Consider the following 18418-nt stretch of genomic DNA (forward strand, 5'->3'; position numbering starts at 1 on the left):
TACGCCCAGTACGCGAACGCCCCGGCAGCACGCCCGGGCACGGCACCGGACGCCGCGGGCTCGGCCGACAAGATCCGAAAGAGACGGCCTAGGGGGCGGCCGGGCCGGCGAGGGCTTCACCCCAGCAGCTCCAGGATCCGCGAGGTCCCGGCGGCGCCCGGCTGCCCCGGCGGGCCGGGCGGCCCGGGCGGCCTCGGATCGGAGAAGGCGATCGTGTGCGCGATCGCCTCGAGGACGGCGGTGTACGAGGCCGCGTGCTCGGCCACCGCGCTCGTGAGGTCGAGCAGGAACAGGTGGCGGCCCTCCGGATGGGCCGTGACGGCCCGGCCCTGGAACAGCCCCCGGCCGGTGCCGGGGGCGGGGACGACCCCGCTGACCAGGGCGCAGGGCCGCCCCGACGCCAGGTCGACGAACCGGCGCGTCGACCCGCTCCCGGAGGCCGAGCGGGCGAGGGCCAGGGCCGTCCGCGCCACGGCGGCTCCGGACCCGGCCCCGCCTCCGGCCTCGTCCGCGGCCCGCACCGTGAGGGTGAACAGCGAGGTGGAGACGGCCTCGGGGCCCTCGGGATGGAGTCCGACCGCGGTGTGGACCAGATGCAGTCCGGGCTGACCGGCGAGTGCGTCGAGGCAGTCCATCAGCCCGGCGAGCTGCGACCCCGCACCGGCTCCGGCAGCCGCCCCCGCGGCCTCGCCGGAGCCGCCGAGGGCCTCCAGGGCCCCGGCGACCTCCTCCAGGGCGGCGCGGTCCGCGGGGCAGATGTCGTGGAACCCGGGAGGCAGCCGGAACCAGACGGGCGGGACGGTGCGGGGCGTCACGGCTGCACCAGCGTCCACAGACGGGCCGTCTTCGCGGCCGTGGACGGGCCGTCCTCCACGACCAGGCGGGTGCCGTCCACCGCGGTGGAGCCGCGGTCCACGGCCTGGTCGTCACCGGTGTAGTCGGCGGCGGCCGTGGCCGCACCGGTGGTGGCCACGGCCACCCCCACCCGCTCCCTGACCTCGGGCGTCGAGGACCGCAGCGCCCAGGAGGAGAGCGGGTTCTCCACCTTCCGCAGCTCGTCCGCCGTGTTCCAGGTCGTGCGGGCGAAGGCACCCGCGCCCGGCGAGACGCCCGCCAGGGCGCCGGCCTCCGGCACCGCCATGGCCGCGCGGGCCGCGACCGTACCGGCCCTCGCCCCCGAGGCGACCGCGGCCACGCCCGGTACGGCCCCGAGACCGTCGCCGAGCAGGGTCACGCCGTTCTTCCAGAACGCGGCGTCGAACCTGCCCCGGGTGAAACCCTCGGTCAGCGGCTTGCGGAAGCCCGGGTCCGCGAGGTGCGCGGTCAGGGCGGCCAGCGAGAGCCCGCCCGCGACGAGCATGACCGCCATCCCGGCCGGCGGGAAGAACAGGGCGAGGCCGGCGCCGGCGGCCCCCAGAAGGGCCGCGGCGTTCGAGAGGGCGTCGGCCGGATCCTCGACGATCTTGTTCCAGACCGACTCCAGCATCCCGGGCTCCTTCGGGGCCAGCCGCTCCGCCGTCGCGGTCAGCGTGTCCGCCACCCTGCGGGCCGCCGCCGTGTGCTCCGAGGCCAGTTCGCGCGCCAGTCGGCGGACGTCGGTGAGGGCCTCCTCGGTGGTGGCCGCGGCGGCCCGGGACGCGTAGCCGGCGGCCAGGCTGCGGTGGGCGGTCAGGGTGTCGTGCCAGCCGGTCAGCCGGCGGGCCGCCTCCGCCAGGGAGGTGTGGGCCGCGTGGAGGTGGCGGGGCAGCTCCTGCGACAGCGAGGCGCGGAAGGCGGTGGCGGCCTCGCCCTGCCAGGCCGAGCTCTGGGAGACCAGGGCGTCGACGACGCGGGAGGTCTCCGCGAGGCTGCCCGCGCAGGAGCGGAGCTTCTTCGCCAGGGCCCGTACCGCGTCCGGGCTGCCGGGGGCCGGGTCGAAGCCGAGGGCGGACAGACCGGCCGGGGAGGGGCCGCCCGAGGGGGAACCGGCGGGAGGGGAAGCGGCCGCGGGGGAACCGGCCGCGAGGGAGTCAGTCACGGGCGGCGGCCGCCTGCCGGAAGGCCGCGCGGATGGCCTCGTCGAGCTCCGCGTACTCGGCGGCGCTGCGGCGCACGCCCTCGCGTACGGTCTTGATCCGCCCGGCCAGTTCCTTGGTGCCGTGGCCCCATCTCGCCTGGAAGCCGTCGCACGCCGCGTCGAGGTCCGCGGTCCCGAGCTGGTCGGCCCGTACGTGGTCCAGCTCCCGCCGGGCCTCGCGCAGCGCGGCCAGCGAGGTGTCCAGGGCATGGGTGAGGCGGGCCAGCTGGTCGATCTCGACCTGGAGCGGCGTCGTGGCGGTCATGACGCGAAACCCTGGCAGAGCGGGGCTCTGCCAGGGCAATCGTCGTCACCCGCCCGAGCGAGCGGAAACCGGTCAGGCCTTGCGGGCCGCGATGCGCGCCGCGCGGGCGGCCAGCCGCTCGTCGAACTTGCGGGCCTCGGAGTCCAGGCCGCTCATGAACAGGCCCAGCTCCTCCTGGGCCTTCTGCCCGTCGGGGCCGAGACCGTCGATGTCCATGATCTTCAGGAAGCGGATCACGGGGCTCAGCACGTCGTCGTGGTGGATCCGCAGGTTGTAGACCCCGCCGATCGCCATCTGCGCGGCCATCCGCTCGAAGCCGGGCATCCCGTGTCCGGGCATCCGGAAGTCGACCACGACGTCCCGTACGGCCTGCATCGTCAGGTCCGGGGCGATCTCGAAGGCCGCGCCCAGCAGGTTGCGGTAGAAGATCATGTGCAGGTTCTCGTCCTGCGCGATGCGGGCCAGCATGCGGTCGCAGACCGGATCACCGGACTGGTGGCCGGTGTTGCGGTGCGAGATGCGGGTCGCCAGCTCCTGGAAGGCCACGTACGCCACGGAGTGGAGCATCGAGTGGCGGTTGTCGGACTCGAACCCCTCCGACATGTGCTGCATCCGGAATGCTTCGAGCTTGTCCGGGTCCACGGCGCGCGAGGCCAGCAGGTAGTCGCGCATCACGATGCCGTGACGGCCCTCCTCGGCGGTCCAGCGGTGCACCCAGGTGCCCCAGGCGCCGTTGCGGCCGAAAAGGGAGGCGATCTCGTGGTGGTAGCTGGGGAGGTTGTCCTCCGTCAGCAGGTTCACGACGAGCGCGATCTTGCCGATCTCGGTGACCTTGGACTGCTGCGGGTCCCAGGCTTCGCCGTCCTCGAAGAAGCCCGGGAAGTTCCGGCCGTCGCTCCACGGGACGTACTCGTGGGGCATCCAGTCCTTGGTGACCGTCAGATGGCGGTTGAGTTCCTTCTCGACCACCTCTTCCAGCGCGAACAGCAGCTTGGCGTCCGTCCACGCCTCCGAGCTGCCGAGGTGGGGAGAGGTGATCGTCACGGGTACTCCTGAGTGCAAAGCGAATTACCTACGGTTCCGTAGCCTACGGAGTCGTAGGTTAAGCCCGGCATCAAGACCAGCCAAGCCCCAAGGGGACCTATGGCCGGTTACGTCCCGTTATCTATGCAGTTTGAGGGGGGTGTGATGTGGCCTGAAGGGACCAAAGTCATGCGAGCAGGTGGTCCGCGTCTCCTGCCTTGACGGCCGTGATCAGCGCACGGAGCGCATCGATCGAGTCGGTGACGTAGGCGCCGGATCCGGTGGTTCCGATGTACGCCTTCCCCTCGGCGTCCCGTCCGAAGCGGAAGCAGTTCGCCCCCTCGCTGCAGAAGGCCTCGTCCCACGCGATGACGGCCGTCGCCGACGGGCTCGCTGGGGTGGTCGCGGTCGTGGTCGTCGTGCCCATGTCGTTCTCTCGTCTCCTCGTCGGATCCGGCTCGGTGGTCAGTCGGCCGGCCGGGCGGCCGGCCCGGTCAGAGGGTCCGTGCGATGGCGCGGATGAAATCGCGGGAGTCGCGGGCCGGCAGCGCCAGGGAGCGCAGCCGCCCCAGCAGGCCCCGGTAGCGGAGCAGCTTCATCTGCGAATCCAGCAACATCGAACCGTGCGAACTGTCCAGCTGCACGGTGTCCAGCTCGCTGATCGTGGCGGCCGCGTACGTGAAGGACTGGCCGGCGCCGGGGAACCCGCCGGCGGTGAACGGAATCACGCGCACGGTCGTACGCGCCCGCTCCGACCGTTCCAGTATGTGTTCGAGCTGTGCCCGTGCCACCTTCGGGCCGCCGAACTGCATCCGCAGCGCCGCCTCGTGCACGACCGCCTCGTACGACGGCGGTGCCTCGCGGGCGAACACCTGCTGGCGGTGCATCCGCAGGGCGAGCCGCGCCTGCAGATCGGGCTCGGGCAGCGGCGGGTCGGCGGTGTCGAAGACGGCCCGCGCGTGCGCCTCGGTCTGCAGCAGCCCGGGTATGTGCGTGGTCACGGCGGTGTGCAACGCGACCGAGTGGTGCTCCAGTTCGCAGATGTCCAGGAGCGCGGGCGGCAGCATGCCCCGGTGCTGTTCCCACCACCCCTTCTCGCGCTCCTGGGCCATGGCGGCGAGCAGGTCGACCAGCCCTGTGTCGGGGCAGTCGTAGTTGAAGGCGAGCGTGCGGACACGCTCGGCGCCGATGGCGATCCGGCCGGATTCGATGTTGGGGATCCTGGTGCGGTCCACCCCCATGAGCGCCGCGGCCTGCTGCACCGTCATGCCCGACTGCTCGCGGAGTTTGCGCAGCTCGGAGCCCAGGCGCTGCTGGCGTGCGGTCGGCGTACTCCTCGGTGGCACAGGTCCCCTCTCCTCCGGCCGGGGCATGCGGGTGCACCCTCACGAGTCCGGAAATGCCCTGAGAAAACATCACGTCGTCGTACAAGTAGTAGCACTGTGCACCACGTTGCGCTACGGTCGGTAGCGCAAGTCTCACACGGGGCGACCTCGACCTCTTGTATGACCACGCGGCGATCAGCGCATTCAGCACCTCAGAACCTTGGAGCAGCACGATGACGGGCACTCTCCGTGGCCTGCGGTCGGTCCACGAGTTCCGGCAGGCCCCGCCAGGGGCGGAGAAACTGAGCTACTCCATAGGCCTGCCGGGCGGCGCCCACTGCGCGGGCAGTGCCCGGGGCGCGCTGCGGTCCCTCCTGGTCCGGCACGAACTGCCCGACCTGTGCGACAACGCGGCCCTGGCCGCTTCCGAACTCGTGGCCTGCGCCTACCGGTTCACGCCGGACAAGGAGATGGTGCTCAAGGTCCGCTGGCAGTTCGACGCGCTGCGGATCGTGGTCTTCGACCAGCACCCCGCGCACTCCTCGCCCGAGGCGAGCGAGGAGTGCCGGCGGCGCCGCAGCCGCGGGATGTGGCTGCTGTCGGCGGTGGTCGAGGCCTGCGGCGGGGACTGGGGACTCACCCCGGTGCTCACCCCGATGGGCGGCACCAAGTCCTGGGCCTTACTGCCCTTGCCGCGCTAGTGCCCACGCCGCGTCAGCGCCCGCGGACCTCTTCGGCCGTCGTCGGCCGCAGCCCTTCGTCGAGCAGCAGCCACCGCGTGATGCCGATCGACTCGAGGAACGGCACGTCGTGGCTCGCCACCACGAGCGCCCCTTCGTAGGAGTCCAGGGCGTCGGTCAACTGCCGTACGCTCGCCAGGTCCAGGTTGTTCGTCGGCTCGTCCAGCATGAGCAGCTGCGGAGCCGGCTCCGAGAGCAGCAGCGCCGCCAGCGTCGCCCGGAACCGCTCGCCGCCCGACAGGGTGCCGGCCGGCCGGTCCGCCCGCGCGCCCCGGAACAGGAAGTGCGCGAGCCGCGCCCGGATCAGGTTGTTCGTCGCGTGCGGGGCGAACCGCGCCACGTTCTCCACGACCGAGCGCTCGTCGTCCAGGACGTCGAGCCGCTGCGGCAGGAACCGGGCCGGGACATGGGTCACCGACTCGCCCGACAGCGGGGCCAGTTCCCCCGCGATCGTGCGCAACAGCGTGGTCTTGCCGGAGCCGTTGGCCCCGACCAGGGCGATCCGCTCCGGGCCGCGCAGTTCCCACTCGCCGGCGACCGGCCCGCCGTGAACCGGGTGCAACGCGCTCAGGGTGAGCACGCGGCGGCCCGGGGGGACCTGGGTCGCGGGCAGTTTGATCCGGATCTCGGCATCGTCGCGTACCGCCAGTTCCGCCTGGTCGAGACGTTCCTCGGCCTCGGCCAGCTTCTCGGTGTGCATGATGCGGTGCTTGCCCGCCGATTCCTGCGCCGCGCGCTTGCGGGCACCCATGACGATCTTCGGCTCGCGCTTGGTGTCCCACATCTTCTGGCCGTACCGCTTGCGCCGGGCCAGTTTGGCGTGCGCCTGCGCCAGTTCGCGCTTCTGCCGCTGTACGTCGCCCTCCGCGACCCGGACCATCCGCTCGGCCGCCTCCTGCTCGACCGCGAGCATCTCCTCGTACTGCGTGAAGTTGCCGCCGTACCAGTGGAGTTCGCCGTCGCGCAGATCGGCGATCTGGTCGACCCGGTCCAGCAGTTCCCGGTCGTGGCTGACCAGGACCATCACCCCGGACCACGACTCGACGGCCGCGTACAGCCGGCGCCGGGCGCGCAGGTCGAGGTTGTTGGTGGGCTCGTCGAGCAGCAGGACGTCGGGACGGTTCAGCAGCAGGGCGGCCAGCCGGAGCAGCACGCATTCCCCGCCGGACAGTTCGCCGGTGGTGCGGTCCAGGCCGATGCGGCCGAGCCCGAGCTGGTCGAGCGTGGCGAGGGCCCGTTCCTCCACGTCCCAGTCGTCGCCGACGGCCGTGAAGTTGGCCTCGGTCGCCTCGCCCGCCTCGATGGCGTGCAGGGCGGCCCGGGCGGTGTGGACGCCGAGCGCCTCGTCCACCCGCAGGGAGGTGTCGAAGGTGACGGTCTGCGGAAGCTGGCCGACGGTGCCGGCCACGGCCAACTGGCCCTCGGTCGGGGTGAGTTCCCCGGCGATGAGCTTCAGCAGGGTGGACTTCCCGCAGCCGTTGCGCCCGATGAGGCCGGTACGGCCGGGGCCGACGGCCAGCTGGAACCCGTCGAAGACGGGGGTCCCGTCGGGCCAGTCGAAGGACAGGTCGGAGCAGGTGATGAACGTGGGAGCAGGACTCATGGAGGCCTCCAGGTTGCGTGAGTGGTGAGTGCAACGCGGGGGAGACACAGCGGACCGCGGTCAGGGCGGTGGGTCGGTGTCTCGGACCTCAGAGAAGCAACGTCCTGCTCCGTTTCGACGGGGATGGGGCGTCCACGAAGCTACGGGGCGGCCGGGGCGGCGGGCAAATGAATTAAACGGAGCGGGGCGGGGTGCGCAGGTGCGTCAGCAGGAGTCGCGCATCAGCTCGGCGAGGCTCTGGTCCATGTCGAGGTACAGGTGCTCCAGGCCGGGCGGCACGATCGTCGAGGCCCGCTCCAGGAAGCGGTGCAGCTCGGCCGTCACCATCAGCACGATCGCGACCCCCTCGGGGGCGTGGAACTCCACGGTGGTCCGGTCGGCGTCGTACGGGCGCACGCGCACGTCCCCGCAGCCGGACGGGCGGTCCAGCCCGCACTCCAGCAGCTCCCGCGAGAAGGTCCACGAGACCTCGACGCCCTCGAGGGTCGCGGGCGCGGGGAAGGCCATCCGGACGGCGAAGGGATCCGACCGGTCGTAGCAGAGCGTGACGGGTACGGTGTCGACCTTGGGCGCGGTGGCGACCAGTCGGGCCTGCACGGCCTGCTCGATGACAGTGATCAAGGCTCGCTCCCTTGCGGCGGATCTCGTGCCGGACCGCGGGGTGGGCGCCCGGCAACGGGATAGACGCGTGAACCGGCGAATCCGTGCACGCGACCTGGAGTGAGCTGTGTCACCGAATGGCCTGAACGCGCCTGTGCGATCGCACAGGGTCACTGGTGGCACGGGCCTCCGGAGCCTGTCGGCAGGCCCCGGAGCAGCCGCAGTACGGCCGGTTCCCGCTCACTCCACAGGCCCAAGGCGGCCCCGGACCGCTCTAGAGTGCGGGGTTCTCCCGCACCGTCGCCAGGTCCGACGAGGTCTTCGTCGCGAGGAACTCGGTGATGCGGTAGGCGCAGACCCCCGCCACCGTGAAGGGGTCCGAGGCCGCGATCCTCTCGATCTCCTTGCGGGACACCCCGCCGGCCAGGATGACGCCCCCGTCGCGCGGCACCTTGCGGCCCGAGGCGAGGAAGATGCCGGCGGCGTAGTAGCCGTCCAGCCAGGCGAGGTGCGCGTCCATCTCTTCTTCGACGGCTTCGAGGGGCGCGGTGTAGGAGAGCTCCATGACGAACATGATCGCCAGGCTACTCTCGCACCACTATGACGAGAGCGAAGATCCCCGCCGACGAGGCCGAGGCGAAGGCGATACAGGACGAACTGCGCGACCGGGTCGTCCTGACCGAAACCGGCCCCCCGCCCGGAGAAGGCCTGATTGCCGGGGTGGACGTGGCCTACGACGACGAGCGCGACCTGGTGGCCGCCGCGGCCGTGGTCCTCGACGCCGCCACCCTGCGGGTCGTCGAGGAGGCCACCTCCGTCGGCCGCGTCAGCTTCCCCTACGTCCCCGGACTGCTGGCCTTCCGTGAGCTGCCGACCGTGCTCGCCGCGCTGGAGGCGCTGACGGTCACGCCCGGTCTGGTCGTCTGCGACGGCTACGGGCTGGCCCACCCGCGCCGCTTCGGCCTCGCCTGCCACCTCGGCGTGGTCACCGGGCTGCCCGCCATCGGTGTGGCGAAGAACCCGTTCACCTTCACGTACGAGGAACCGGGCGCCCGCCGCGGGGACCTCTCCCCGCTGCGCGCATCCGACGGCGCGGTCGTCGGGCGGGCCCTGCGCACGCAGGACGGGATCAAGCCCGTGTACGTCTCCGTGGGCCACCGGGTCTCCCTGGACAACGCCTGCGCGCACGCCCTGGCGCTGAGTCCCCGCTTCAGGATCCCGGAGACCACCCGGCACGCCGACTCGCTGTGCCGGCGGGCCCTGCGCGAAGCCGCGGAGTAGGCGAGCCCCGCCCCGCGAACCCTGCGCGCGAACTCCGCCCGCGACCGGGGCTCAGTCGGAGGACGCCACCCGGAAGCGGATGCCCGCCTTCTGGAGCCGGTCCAGCAGGGCGTCGCCCATCGCCACGGCGGTGGTCAGCTGGCCGGAGAGCTCGGGCAGGGCGTCGTAGGCGAGGCAGAGCGCGGACTCCGCCAGCATCTTCGCGGTCTCCCCGTAGCCCGGGTCGCCGCCCGAGACCTCGGTGAAGACCCGCCGGCCGCCGCCCTCGCCGACGAACCGCACGCTGAACCAGCTCCGTGCCCGCCGCTCCGCGTCCGGGCCCTGGCCCGGCTCCCAGCGGCCCGCGAGCCACTGGCGCACCGGCGGGATCTGCGCGAGGGCGGCGACCCCGCCGACCGCGGCCGTACCGCCCACGGCGACGGGCAGGTGCCGTACGGAGGCGTAGTGCCGGTAGCGGAAGTCCGGGCCGTACCGCTCCAGCGCGGCCGCCGACCGGGCCACGACCTGCACGTCCAGGACGGGCAGCGGCAGCGCCCAGGTGCCGGTCTCCCGGCTGAAGCGCGGCGCGCCCACGGGCACCCGTACCCGCCGGTTCAGCAGCCGGGGCTCGTGGATCCGGCGGGCGCGGGCGGCGGCCAGGTTCTGCGGTCCGCGGCCCAGCGCGGTGAGCACCGTGGTGAAGGTGCCGCCCGAGAACAGGGCGTTGGAGCGCACGAACGCGTCCACGGTCAGCGGAACCCCGGCCGGCAGCTGTCCGACCGTGAAGTACGCCCCGAGGTCGGCCGGGATGGAGTCGAAGCCGCAGGCGTGCACGATCCGGGCGCCGCTCTCGCGGGCCCGGGCGTCGTGTTCGACGTACATCCGGTCCACGAACTCCGGCTCGCCGGTCAGGTCCAGGTAGTCGGTGCCCGCCGCGGCGCAGGCGGCCACCAGCGGGGCCCCGTACAGGACGTACGGCCCCACGGTCGTGGCCAGCACCCGGGTGGAGGCGGCCAGTTCGCGGGTGGCCGCGGCATCCTGGGCGTCCGCGCGCAGCAGCGGCAGGTCCGCGCAGCGCGGGTCGAGGGCGGTCAGCCGCTCGCGCAGCCGCTCCAGCTTCGCGAGGTCGCGTCCCGCGAGGGCCCAGCGGCAGTCCGCGGGGGCGTGCGCCGCGAGGTACTCGGCGGTCAGCGCCCCCACGAAGCCGGTGGCTCCGAAGAGCACGAGGTCGTACTCCCGTTCCGCGGTGCGCGGTTCGTGCCGGACAGCTGCGTTCATCGGGAGCCTCCCAGACGGTGTCGGTGGTGGCTGAGGCTAGCGGGTGGCCGCGGTGCGACGGACGGCGCCCCCGCCCCGGCCCGGGGGGGGGGGGGGGGGGGGCCGGGGGGGGGGCGGGGCGGGCGCCCCCCCCCCGGGGGGGGGGTTTGGAGTCGTGGTATTCGGCGCACAGGTCGAAGAAGAGGGGGGGGGGGGGGGGGGGGGGGGGGGGGGGGGGGGGGGGGGGGGGGGGGGGGCGCCCCCCCCCCCCCCCCGCCCGGGGGGGGGGGCGGGGGCCCCCCCCCCCCCGCCCGTGGCCGGTGCCGGCCGCGTTCACCGCTTGGCGGGATTTAGAAGTCGTCGTAGACGCCGAACAGGTCGACGACGACGTCGATGTTCGCGTCGCTCTCGTTGAAGAGGTCGACGATGCCGTTGTAGCCCGTGCTCGCCTGGACCAGGTTCGGGACGGTCTTGCCGGGCGTGAAGTTCAGCGTCGACGAGCTGGGAGATCCGGGCGCGGACGCCCAGCCCCCGTCGTAGGCCTCCTTCGAGTTCGGGTCCGGGGCGACCCCGAGGAAGCCCGCGCCCTTGGGGTTGGTCACGGTGGTGTTCATGACGTAGGCCTTGACGCCCGGGAGCGTCGTGCTGAGCTTCATGTAGATGTACCAGCGGCCCTGCAGCGGCCCGTACTTCCAGAGCTTGGGGTCGCGGGTGTCGATCCGCCGGAACGGGTCGAACGGCACGTACGCGGCCTGGCTGGTGGGGCTGTAGTAGCCGACGACGTCGACGATGACGTCGGTCCCCTTCCAGCTGCCGTTGCGGATGCTGATCTTGCCGTCTGCGCCGATGGGGACGATCACCGCGTTGGCGACGGTCTGGCCACCGCTGAAGTTCAGGTTGGAAGCGGTGGGGGCCTTCTTGCCCGCCGGGTAGACGGTCAGGTGGCCGGCGTCCTTGGGGTTGGTGACCGTCACGTTGAGGGCGACCGCGGTGGCCCCTGCGGGGACGGAGTTGCCGCCCGCGATCGTGGCGTTGAAGGACCCGTAGCCTGCGACCTGGCCCTTGCGGGTGCCGAGACCGGTGCGGGTGTCCACGTGGCGCACCGGGTCGATCGCCGTGTAGCCGCTGGCGGCGGACCGGGTGAAGTAGCCGGTGACGTCGGCGATCAGATCGACCGACTCCCAGCCGCCGTTGTAGAGCTCGACGTAGCCGTCGGCGCCGACCGGGACGATGACCAGGTTGGGGACCGTCTGACCGGGCTCGAAGTTGAGGTTCGAGGTGGTCGGACGCTCGGTGCCCGAGGCGAAGGCGGTGACGTGGCCGCCGCTGTTGGTGTTGGTGACGGTGACGTTCAGGGCCACCGCGGTCACACCGGCCGGGATGGTGCCGTTGCCGCCGACCTTCACCCGCGTGGACTTGTACGGGGCGACCTCGGCGGCCTTCGGCGCGCCCGTGCCGTCACGGGTGTCCAGCAGGCGGGTCGGGGCGTACGGGGTGAACTCGGATCCGAGCGTCGTGACCGAGAGCGTGTTCGAGACCGAGTTGCCGTTGCCGTCCGCGAGCGTGACGGTGATGAGGTACGTACCGACCTCGGAGTAGACGTGCAGTCGCTTCTCCACCCCGGGGCCGGTGGTGTAGTAGTAATCCTCCGCACCCTGGTCGCCCCAGTTGATGCTGACGTGAAGGGACTGGTCGGCCGCGGCCGTGAGGGCGGTCTCCAGCTCTATCCCGTGCGCGCTGGTGGCCTTGGCCGTCAGACCGGCCTTGTAAGCCGGGTCGGCGGCGGCCTGCGCTCCCGGGGTGCCGGCCGCCTTGGACTTGCCGGCCGCCGGGGCCGCCGACTTGGCACTGCGCTCGGCAGGGCTGGTGAACGTCTTGGAGGCCATCGCCTCGCTCAGGTCCACGTCGGGCGCTTCGAGCCCGTGGCCCTTGGCCGGTGCGGGGTCGGCCGCGTGGGCCAGCCCCGGAATGAGAGACATGCCTGCCGCGAGGATGGTCGCGGATGCTACGAGTCGGCGATGAGACACCGAGCCCCCCCCAATGTCGTAGGTCTGCCGGCCCTCGAGCAGGGCCGGAGAACCCGCCGGGCCTTTCCGGCCCGCGGGTGGCCGCACGCGCGGGCCCTCCCTGGCCCGGTGTACGGCGGGGGCGCCCCGGGAGACGGCCTGGACGGCCGTGCTCCCGGGGCGCCGTGATCCGGGGTGGGCACGGAGGGCGGCCGTCACGGCCGCCTCCGGTGACCACCGGAGGATCAGTTGTCCATGTAGATGCCGAAGATGTCGACGATCAGGTCGATGTTGGCGTCGCTCCAGTTGAAGAAGTCGATGACGCCGGTGTTCCCGCGGCCGGCCTGAACCAGGTTCGGGACGGTCTTGTTCGCGGTGAAGTTCAGGTTCGACGAGGTCGGGATCGGCACGGGGACGTTCGTCCCGTTGTCGTAGTCGTCGAGGGTGTTCGGGTCCGGTGCGACCGCGAGGAAACCGGCACCCTTGGTGTTGGTCACCGTGGTGTTCAGCACGAAGCCCGTGGTGTTCGGGTAGCCGTCGCCGAGTCCGAGGGCGCTGTAGTAGCGGCCGGGCAGCGGCTTCTTGTTCTCGCGGGTGTCCTTCACGCGCTCCGGCGCGAAGGGGAGATACGCGCTGACGCTGTCGGGGCTGTAGTAGCCGACGACGTCGACGATCACGTCGGCCGGGTTCCAGCCGCCGTTGCGGAGGCTGATCTTGCCGTCGGTGCCGACCGGGACGATCACCGAGTTGGCGATGGTCTGGCCCGTGGTGAAGTTCAGGTTGGACGCGTTCGGAGCGGCCTTCCCGGTGGGGAAGACGGTCAGGTGGCCGTCGCTCCGCGGGTTGGTGACCGTCACGTTGAGCGCCACGGCCTTGGCCCCGGCGGGGACGCCGCGGTTGCCCGCGATCTTGGTGCTGATGGTTCCGTAGCCGGGGATCTGGCCCTTGCGGGTGCCGAGACCCTCCCGGGTGTCGACGTGGCGCTCCGGGGCGAGCGCGGTGTAGCCGCTGGAGGCGGACCGGGTGAAGTAGCCGGTGATGTCGGCGATCAGGTCGACTCCCAGCCAGGTGCCGTTGTAGAGCTCGACGTAGCCGTCGGCGCCGACCGGGACGATGACCTGGTTGGGGACCGTCTGGCCGGGCTCGAAGTTGAGGTTCGAGGTGGTCGGACGCTCGGTGCCCGAGGCGAAGGCGGTGATGTGGCCGGGGCTGAAGGTGTTGGTGACGGTGACGTTGAGGGCCACCGCGGTCACACCGGCCGGGATGGTGCCGAAGCCGCCGACCTTGACCTTCGCGGACTTGTAGCCGAGGACCGGGTCCTTGGCGACGCGGGTGTCCAGCAGACGGGTCGGGGTGTACGGGGTGAAGTCCGAGCCCTCGGTGGTGACGGCGACGGAGTTCTCGGCGGAGACGTTGTTGACGGCGTCGGTCACCTTGACCTTGACCGTGTACGTGCCGACCTCGCGGTACACGTGCTCCACCTGCGCCGATTCGGTGCCGTGGGCGCTCGCCGTGCCGGAGGTGCCGTCGCCCCAGTCGATGGTGAGCTCGACGTCGACGTCCGCGCTCGTGACGCCCATGCTCAGTTCGAGCGAGTGGGCGTTGAAGGTGGTGCCGTGCAGGGCCACCGCGAGGTCCGGGTTCCCCTCGGAGGCGGCCAGCTTGCCGGCCGCCTTGGCCTTGCCGGCGAGGGGGACCTTGACCGAGTGCTCGGCCGGGCTGTCGAACTTGGTGGTCTTGGCCTCGATGGCCGAGTCCAGATCGGGCTTGGATACCCCCTGCACCTTGCCCGGCTCCGAGTCGGCGGCGTTCGCCAGCCCCGGTATGAGAGAAATGCCTGCCGCGAGGATGGTCGCGGATGCTACGAGTCGGCGATGAGACACCGAGCCCCCCCAAATGTCTGTGAGCCCTTCAACAGGGCTGAAAGCCCGCTCAGACTACATAACCCCCGACCAGTGGATCACCTGGGTTTATCTGTTTGCGTTTGCACTGATTGGGGCCTGTGGTCCGATTTCTCCGGCCTCCTCGCCGTCGGCCCGTCTAGCGTGGGGAAGGAACGGTCCGTGCGAGCGGGTGAGGCCCGCGGTGAGTGGAGGTCCGCGTGAAGGCTGGGGTGCGCAAGTGGGAAGCGGTACGGGAGTTCGCCCTGGGGCTGCCCCAGGCGCGCGAGGAGTTCCCGTGGGGTCCTGAGGACTGCGTCGTGAAGGTCAACAAGAAGATCTTCGTCTTCCTCGGGAACGCCGACGGCCCGTCGCCCGGGATCTCGGTGAAGCTCAAGGACGAGGCGCTGCACGGTCACGCGATGACCGCGCCCGGTGCGGAGCCGACGGGGTACGGGCTGGGAAGGGCGGGCTGGGTCTCCGTGCCGCTGGGGGAGGAGGGGGCGCCCTCCGCCGAGGTGCTGTGCGAATGGGTGGAGGAGAGCTACCGGAGCGTCGCGCTCAAGCGGGACCTGAAGGAGCTCGACGCGCGGACCGCCGGACCCGGCACGGCGCGAAACGCCCCAACCGGCTAAGCGCTTGCTCTTGTGCTCCGTGGAACAGGTTCCTAGCATCACTGGTGTTACATCAGTTGTGTCACACAGTGGCGGCAGTGGTGCCACCGGATGCTGGGGGCTCGATGGCAGTGACAGGGAACGTGACGGGGAGCGCGCCCGGGAGCGGCGGCGGCCCGCTCGCGGGCGTGCGCGTCGTCGAGCTGGCGGGCATCGGGCCGGGCCCGTTCGCCGCCATGCTCCTCGCCGACCTGGGCGCCGACGTGGTGCGCGTGGACCGGCCCGGCGGCGGCGGGCTGGCCGTGAACCCGGCCTACGACATCACCAACCGCGGCAAGCGCTCCGTCCTCGTCGACCTGAAGTCCGCCGACGGCCCGGCCCGCGTCCTGGACCTGGTCGAGCGCGCCGACGTGCTCATCGAGGGCTTCCGGCCCGGGGTCGCCGAACGGCTCGGCGTGGGCCCCGCCGACTGCCACGCCCGCAACCCCCGGCTGGTCTACGGCCGGATGACCGGCTGGGGCCAGGACGGCCCGCTCGCCCACACCGCCGGGCACGACATCGCGTACATCGCCGTCACCGGCGCCCTCGGCATGATCGGCAGCCCGGGCGAGCCCCCGGCCGTCCCCGCCAACCTCGTCGGCGACTACGCGGGCGGTTCGCTCTACCTGGTCATCGGCGTCCTCGCCGCCCTCCAGCACGCCCGCACCCCCGGCGGCACCGGCCAGGTCGTCGACGCGGCCATCGTCGACGGGACCGCGCACCTCACCGCCATGATCCACGGGATGATGGCGGCCGGCGGCTGGCAGGACCGGCGGGGAGCCAACCTGCTCGACGGCGGCTGCCCCTTCTACGGCAGCTACGAGACCTCCGACGGCGGCTACATGGCGGTCGGCGCGCTGGAGCAGCAGTTCTACGACACCTTCGTGGAGCTCCTCGGCATCAAGGACCAGGCCCCCGCACGCAAGGACCTCGCCCGCTGGGGCGAGCTCCGCGAGGCCGTGGCCGCGCGCTTCAAGTCCCGTACCCGTGAGGAGTGGACGGCCGTCTTCGCGGGCACGGACGCCTGTGTGGCGCCCGTGCTCTCGCTGCGCGAGGCCCCGCACCACCCGCACCTGGCCGCCCGGGGCACCTTCGTCGAGGCCGCCGGGATCACCCAGCCCGCCCCCGCGCCCCGTTTCTCCGCGACCCCGGCTCCCGCCGTGGGCGGCCCCGCCCTGCCGGGCGCGCACACGGAGTCCGTGGCGGCCGACTGGGGCGTGCCGGGGCTGGCGGGGAAGGAGCCCGACGCCTGATGGAGCTCCCGCTCATGTCCGAGAATCCGTCACGAACCGGCTCCAGGAGGCCCCTTTCATGAAACGCCGGCTCTTCGACGCCGATCACGAGGCGTTCCGCGAGACCGTCCGCACCTTCCTGAGCAAGGAGGTGCTGCCGCACTACGAGCAGTGGGAGAAGGACGGGATCGTCAGCCGCGAGGCCTGGCGGGCCGCCGGCCGGCAGGGGCTGCTCGGCCTGGCCGTCCCGGAGGAGTACGGGGGCGGCGGGAACACCGACTTCCGGTACGCGGCGGTGATCGCCGAGGAGTTCACCCGGGCGGGCGCCGCCGGGCTCGCCATCGGCCTGCACAACGACATCATCGGGCCGTACCTGACCTCGCTGGCCACCGAGGAGCAGAAGCGCCGCTGGCTGCCCGGTTTCTGCTCCGGCGAGATCATCACCGCGATCGCGATGACCGAGCCGGGCGCGGGCTCCGACCTCCAGGGCATCCGGACCACCGCCGAGGACGCGGGCGACCACTGGGTGCTCAACGGCTCCAAGACCTTCATCTCCAACGGGATCCTCGCCGACCTGGTGATCGTGGTCGCCAAGACCACCCCCGACGGCGGGGCGCACGGGATGTCGCTGCTGGTCGTGGAACGCGGCACCGAGGGCTTCGAGCGCGGACGCAACCTCGACAAGATCGGCCAGAAGGCACAGGACACCGCCGAACTCTTCTTCAACGACGTGCGCGTCCCCAAGGAGAACCTCCTCGGGGAGCTGAACGGCGCCTTCGTCCACCTGATGACCAACCTCGCGCAGGAGCGGATGGGCATCGCGATGGCCGGCATCGCCGCCGCCGAGTACCTGCTGGAGATCACCACGCAGTACGTGAAGGAGCGCGAGGCCTTCGGGCGGCCGCTCTCCAAGCTCCAGCACGTCCGCTTCGAGATCGCGGAGATGGCCACCGAGTGCGCGGTCACCCGTACCTTCCTCGACCGCTGCATCACCGACCACTCCAACGGGGAGCTGGACCACGTCCACGCCTCGATGGCGAAGTGGTGGGCCACCGAACTCCAGAAGCGGGTCGCCGACCGCTGCCTGCAACTGCACGGCGGATACGGCTACATGACCGAATACCGGGTCGCGCGGGCCTTCACCGACGGTCGCATCCAGACCATCTACGGCGGCACGACCGAGATCATGAAGGAGATCATCGGCCGTTCCCTGCTGGCCTGACCCCCGCGCACCCCCTCTCCGACCCCCTCTCCGACCTCGCCCTCCGACCTCGCCCTCCGCACCCCCCGAAAGGCTTGACCAGTGAGCACCGAAGCGTACGTATACGACGCGATCCGCACGCCGCGCGGCCGAGGCAAGGCCAGTGGCTCCCTGCACGGCACCAAGCCGATCGACCTGGTCGTCGGCCTCATCCACGCCCTGCGCGAGCGCAACCCCGGCCTGGACCCCGGCACCATCGACGACATCGTGCTCGGCGTCGTCAGCCCGGTCGGCGACCAGGGCTCCGACATCGCCCGGATCGCGGCGATCGCCGCCGGGCTGCCGGACACCGTGGCGGGCGTACAGGAGAACCGCTTCTGCGCCTCGGGCCTCGAAGCCGTCAACATGGCTGCCGCGAAGGTCCGTTCCGGCTGGGAGGACCTGGTCCTCGCGGGCGGCGTGGAGTCGATGTCGCGCGTCCCGATGGCCTCGGACGGCGGTGCCTGGTTCAACGACCCGATGACCGGCTGGGACACCGACTTCGTCCCGCAGGGCATCGGCGCCGACCTGATCGCCACGATCGAGGGATTCTCCCGGCGCGACGTCGACGAGTACGCCTCCCTGTCGCAGGAGCGGGCCGCCGCCGCCATCAAGGACGGCCGCTTCGCCAAGTCGATCGTCCCGGTCACCGACCGCAACGGCCTGGTGGTCCTGGACCACGACGAGTTCGTCCGCCCCGGCACCACCGCCGACACCCTCGCCCGGCTGAAGCCCTCCTTCGCCGACATCGGCGACCTCGGCGGCTTCGACGCCGTCGCCCTGCAGAAGTACCACTGGGTCGAGAAGATCGACCACGTCCACCACGCCGGCAACTCCTCCGGCATCGTCGACGGCGCCTCCCTCGTCGCGATCGGCTCCCGCGAGGCGGGCGAGCGGAACGGTCTCACCCCCCGGGCCCGGATCGTCTCGGCCGCCGTCTCCGGCTCCGAGCCCACCATCATGCTCACCGGCCCCGCCCCGGCCACCCGCAAGGCCCTCGCCAAGGCCGGACTGACCATCGACGACATCGACCTCATCGAGATCAACGAGGCCTTCGCCGGAGTCGTCCTGCGCTTCGTCAAGGACATGGGCGTCTCCCTCGACAAGGTCAACGTCAACGGCGGCGCCATCGCGCTCGGCCACCCGCTCGGCGCCACCGGCGCGATGATCCTCGGCACCGTCGTCGACGAACTGGAGCGCCAGGACAAGCGCTACGGCCTCGTCACCCTCTGCGTCGGCGGCGGCATGGGAGTCGCCACCATCGTCGAACGCCTCTGA

At 71.9% G+C, this 18418-nt stretch carries 18 protein-coding genes; 6 read left to right on the forward strand and 12 right to left on the reverse strand.

Going from position 1 to position 18418, the window contains the following annotated elements; genetic code table 11:
* Positions 1–116: 116 nt before the first annotated feature.
* From ACIA8F_RS37900 to ACIA8F_RS37925, 6 genes are all read right to left on the reverse strand, one after another.
* Positions 117–815 carry a hypothetical protein gene (locus ACIA8F_RS37900; protein ID WP_399385597.1) on the reverse strand — a complete coding sequence of 233 codons (699 nt, stop codon included), beginning with the start codon at positions 813–815 and terminating at the stop codon, positions 117–119.
* Positions 812–2017 carry a WXG100 family type VII secretion target gene (locus ACIA8F_RS37905; RefSeq protein ID WP_399385598.1) on the reverse strand — a complete coding sequence of 402 codons (1206 nt, stop codon included), beginning with the start codon at positions 2015–2017 and terminating at the stop codon, positions 812–814. Before ACIA8F_RS37905 ends, ACIA8F_RS37900 begins: the two co-directional genes overlap by 4 nt.
* Positions 2010–2321 (reverse strand): hypothetical protein, encoded by a 312-nt coding sequence (locus tag ACIA8F_RS37910; protein WP_399385599.1) that lies wholly within the window; start codon positions 2319–2321, stop codon positions 2010–2012. The genes ACIA8F_RS37905 and ACIA8F_RS37910 overlap by 8 nt, the downstream gene beginning before the upstream one ends.
* Positions 2322–2393: 72 nt before the next feature.
* A complete protein-coding gene (locus ACIA8F_RS37915; RefSeq protein ID WP_399385600.1) occupies positions 2394–3365 on the reverse strand; it encodes an acyl-ACP desaturase in 972 nt (323 codons plus the stop codon).
* Positions 3366–3531: 166 nt separating this feature from the next.
* Positions 3532–3771: a hypothetical protein gene (locus tag ACIA8F_RS37920; RefSeq protein ID WP_399385601.1), complete on the reverse strand. Its 240-nt coding sequence runs from the start codon at positions 3769–3771 to the stop codon at positions 3532–3534.
* A gap of 67 nt (positions 3772–3838) precedes the next feature.
* Positions 3839–4690, reverse strand: a complete 852-nt coding sequence (locus tag ACIA8F_RS37925; RefSeq protein ID WP_399385602.1) for a helix-turn-helix domain-containing protein — start codon at positions 4688–4690, stop codon at positions 3839–3841.
* Between the two features lie 212 nt (positions 4691–4902).
* Between ACIA8F_RS37925 and ACIA8F_RS37930 the strand changes: the two genes are divergently transcribed.
* On the forward strand, positions 4903–5370 hold the full coding sequence (locus ACIA8F_RS37930; protein ID WP_399385603.1) for an ATP-binding protein: 468 nt from the start codon (positions 4903–4905) through the stop codon (positions 5368–5370).
* 13 nt (positions 5371–5383) lie between these two features.
* Here ACIA8F_RS37930 and ACIA8F_RS37935 read toward each other — a convergent pair whose 3' ends face one another.
* The 3 genes from ACIA8F_RS37935 to ACIA8F_RS37945 form a co-directional block, all read right to left on the reverse strand.
* On the reverse strand, positions 5384–7012 hold the full coding sequence (locus ACIA8F_RS37935) for an ABC-F family ATP-binding cassette domain-containing protein (protein WP_399385604.1): 1629 nt from the start codon (positions 7010–7012) through the stop codon (positions 5384–5386).
* A 204-nt stretch (positions 7013–7216) separates the two neighbouring features.
* A complete protein-coding gene (locus ACIA8F_RS37940) occupies positions 7217–7633 on the reverse strand; it encodes an SsgA family sporulation/cell division regulator (protein ID WP_399385605.1) in 417 nt (138 codons plus the stop codon).
* A gap of 253 nt (positions 7634–7886) precedes the next feature.
* On the reverse strand, positions 7887–8186 hold the full coding sequence (locus ACIA8F_RS37945; protein WP_399385606.1) for a YciI family protein: 300 nt from the start codon (positions 8184–8186) through the stop codon (positions 7887–7889).
* Positions 8187–8212: 26 nt separating this feature from the next.
* On the opposite strand from ACIA8F_RS37945, the gene ACIA8F_RS37950 reads away from it, so the two are divergent.
* Positions 8213–8893 (forward strand): endonuclease V, encoded by a 681-nt coding sequence (locus ACIA8F_RS37950; RefSeq protein ID WP_399385607.1) that lies wholly within the window; start codon positions 8213–8215, stop codon positions 8891–8893.
* A 51-nt stretch (positions 8894–8944) separates the two neighbouring features.
* Here ACIA8F_RS37950 and ACIA8F_RS37955 read toward each other — a convergent pair whose 3' ends face one another.
* From ACIA8F_RS37955 to ACIA8F_RS37965, 3 genes are all read right to left on the reverse strand, one after another.
* The gene (locus tag ACIA8F_RS37955) at positions 8945–10150 is read right to left on the reverse strand and encodes a saccharopine dehydrogenase family protein (RefSeq protein WP_399385608.1); all 1206 of its coding nucleotides are present in this window, start codon (positions 10148–10150) and stop codon (positions 8945–8947) included.
* Positions 10151–10479: 329 nt separating this feature from the next.
* Positions 10480–12108 (reverse strand): hypothetical protein, encoded by a 1629-nt coding sequence (locus tag ACIA8F_RS37960; protein WP_399385609.1) that lies wholly within the window; start codon positions 12106–12108, stop codon positions 10480–10482.
* Positions 12109–12380: 272 nt separating this feature from the next.
* On the reverse strand, positions 12381–14018 hold the full coding sequence (locus tag ACIA8F_RS37965) for a PKD domain-containing protein (protein WP_399385610.1): 1638 nt from the start codon (positions 14016–14018) through the stop codon (positions 12381–12383).
* A 206-nt stretch (positions 14019–14224) separates the two neighbouring features.
* Between ACIA8F_RS37965 and ACIA8F_RS37970 the strand changes: the two genes are divergently transcribed.
* The 4 genes from ACIA8F_RS37970 to ACIA8F_RS37985 all read left to right on the forward strand — a co-directional run bounded on the left by ACIA8F_RS37970 (position 14225) and on the right by ACIA8F_RS37985 (position 18418).
* The gene (locus ACIA8F_RS37970; RefSeq protein WP_399385611.1) at positions 14225–14650 is read left to right on the forward strand and encodes an MmcQ/YjbR family DNA-binding protein; all 426 of its coding nucleotides are present in this window, start codon (positions 14225–14227) and stop codon (positions 14648–14650) included.
* A 104-nt stretch (positions 14651–14754) separates the two neighbouring features.
* Positions 14755–15921: a CaiB/BaiF CoA transferase family protein gene (locus ACIA8F_RS37975; RefSeq protein WP_399385612.1), complete on the forward strand. Its 1167-nt coding sequence runs from the start codon at positions 14755–14757 to the stop codon at positions 15919–15921.
* Between the two features lie 58 nt (positions 15922–15979).
* The gene (locus tag ACIA8F_RS37980; RefSeq protein ID WP_399385613.1) at positions 15980–17122 is read left to right on the forward strand and encodes an acyl-CoA dehydrogenase family protein; all 1143 of its coding nucleotides are present in this window, start codon (positions 15980–15982) and stop codon (positions 17120–17122) included.
* 81 nt (positions 17123–17203) lie between these two features.
* Positions 17204–18418 (forward strand): acetyl-CoA C-acetyltransferase, encoded by a 1215-nt coding sequence (locus ACIA8F_RS37985; RefSeq protein ID WP_399385614.1) that lies wholly within the window; start codon positions 17204–17206, stop codon positions 18416–18418.

It is taken from the genome of Streptomyces sp. NPDC051563, from assembly GCF_044454225.1.
Classification (GTDB): Bacteria; Actinomycetota; Actinomycetes; order Streptomycetales; family Streptomycetaceae; genus Streptomyces.

Excerpts from the sequence above, each read along its gene's own strand:
- ACIA8F_RS37910 (WP_399385599.1), bottom strand. The coding sequence starts at position 2,321 with ATGACCGCCACGACGCCGCTCCAGGTCGAGATCGACCAGCTGGCCCGC.
- ACIA8F_RS37920 (WP_399385601.1), bottom strand. The coding sequence starts at position 3,771 with ATGGGCACGACGACCACGACCGCGACCACCCCAGCGAGCCCGTCGGCG.
- ACIA8F_RS37930 (WP_399385603.1), top strand. The coding sequence starts at position 4,903 with ATGACGGGCACTCTCCGTGGCCTGCGGTCGGTCCACGAGTTCCGGCAG.
- ACIA8F_RS37935 (WP_399385604.1), bottom strand. The coding sequence starts at position 7,012 with ATGAGTCCTGCTCCCACGTTCATCACCTGCTCCGACCTGTCCTTCGAC.
- ACIA8F_RS37945 (WP_399385606.1), bottom strand. The coding sequence starts at position 8,186 with ATGTTCGTCATGGAGCTCTCCTACACCGCGCCCCTCGAAGCCGTCGAA.
- ACIA8F_RS37950 (WP_399385607.1), top strand. The coding sequence starts at position 8,213 with ATGACGAGAGCGAAGATCCCCGCCGACGAGGCCGAGGCGAAGGCGATA.
- ACIA8F_RS37955 (WP_399385608.1), bottom strand. The coding sequence starts at position 10,150 with ATGAACGCAGCTGTCCGGCACGAACCGCGCACCGCGGAACGGGAGTAC.
- ACIA8F_RS37960 (WP_399385609.1), bottom strand. The coding sequence starts at position 12,108 with ATGTCTCTCATTCCGGGGCTGGCCCACGCGGCCGACCCCGCACCGGCC.
- ACIA8F_RS37975 (WP_399385612.1), top strand. The coding sequence starts at position 14,755 with ATGGCAGTGACAGGGAACGTGACGGGGAGCGCGCCCGGGAGCGGCGGC.
- ACIA8F_RS37980 (WP_399385613.1), top strand. The coding sequence starts at position 15,980 with ATGAAACGCCGGCTCTTCGACGCCGATCACGAGGCGTTCCGCGAGACC.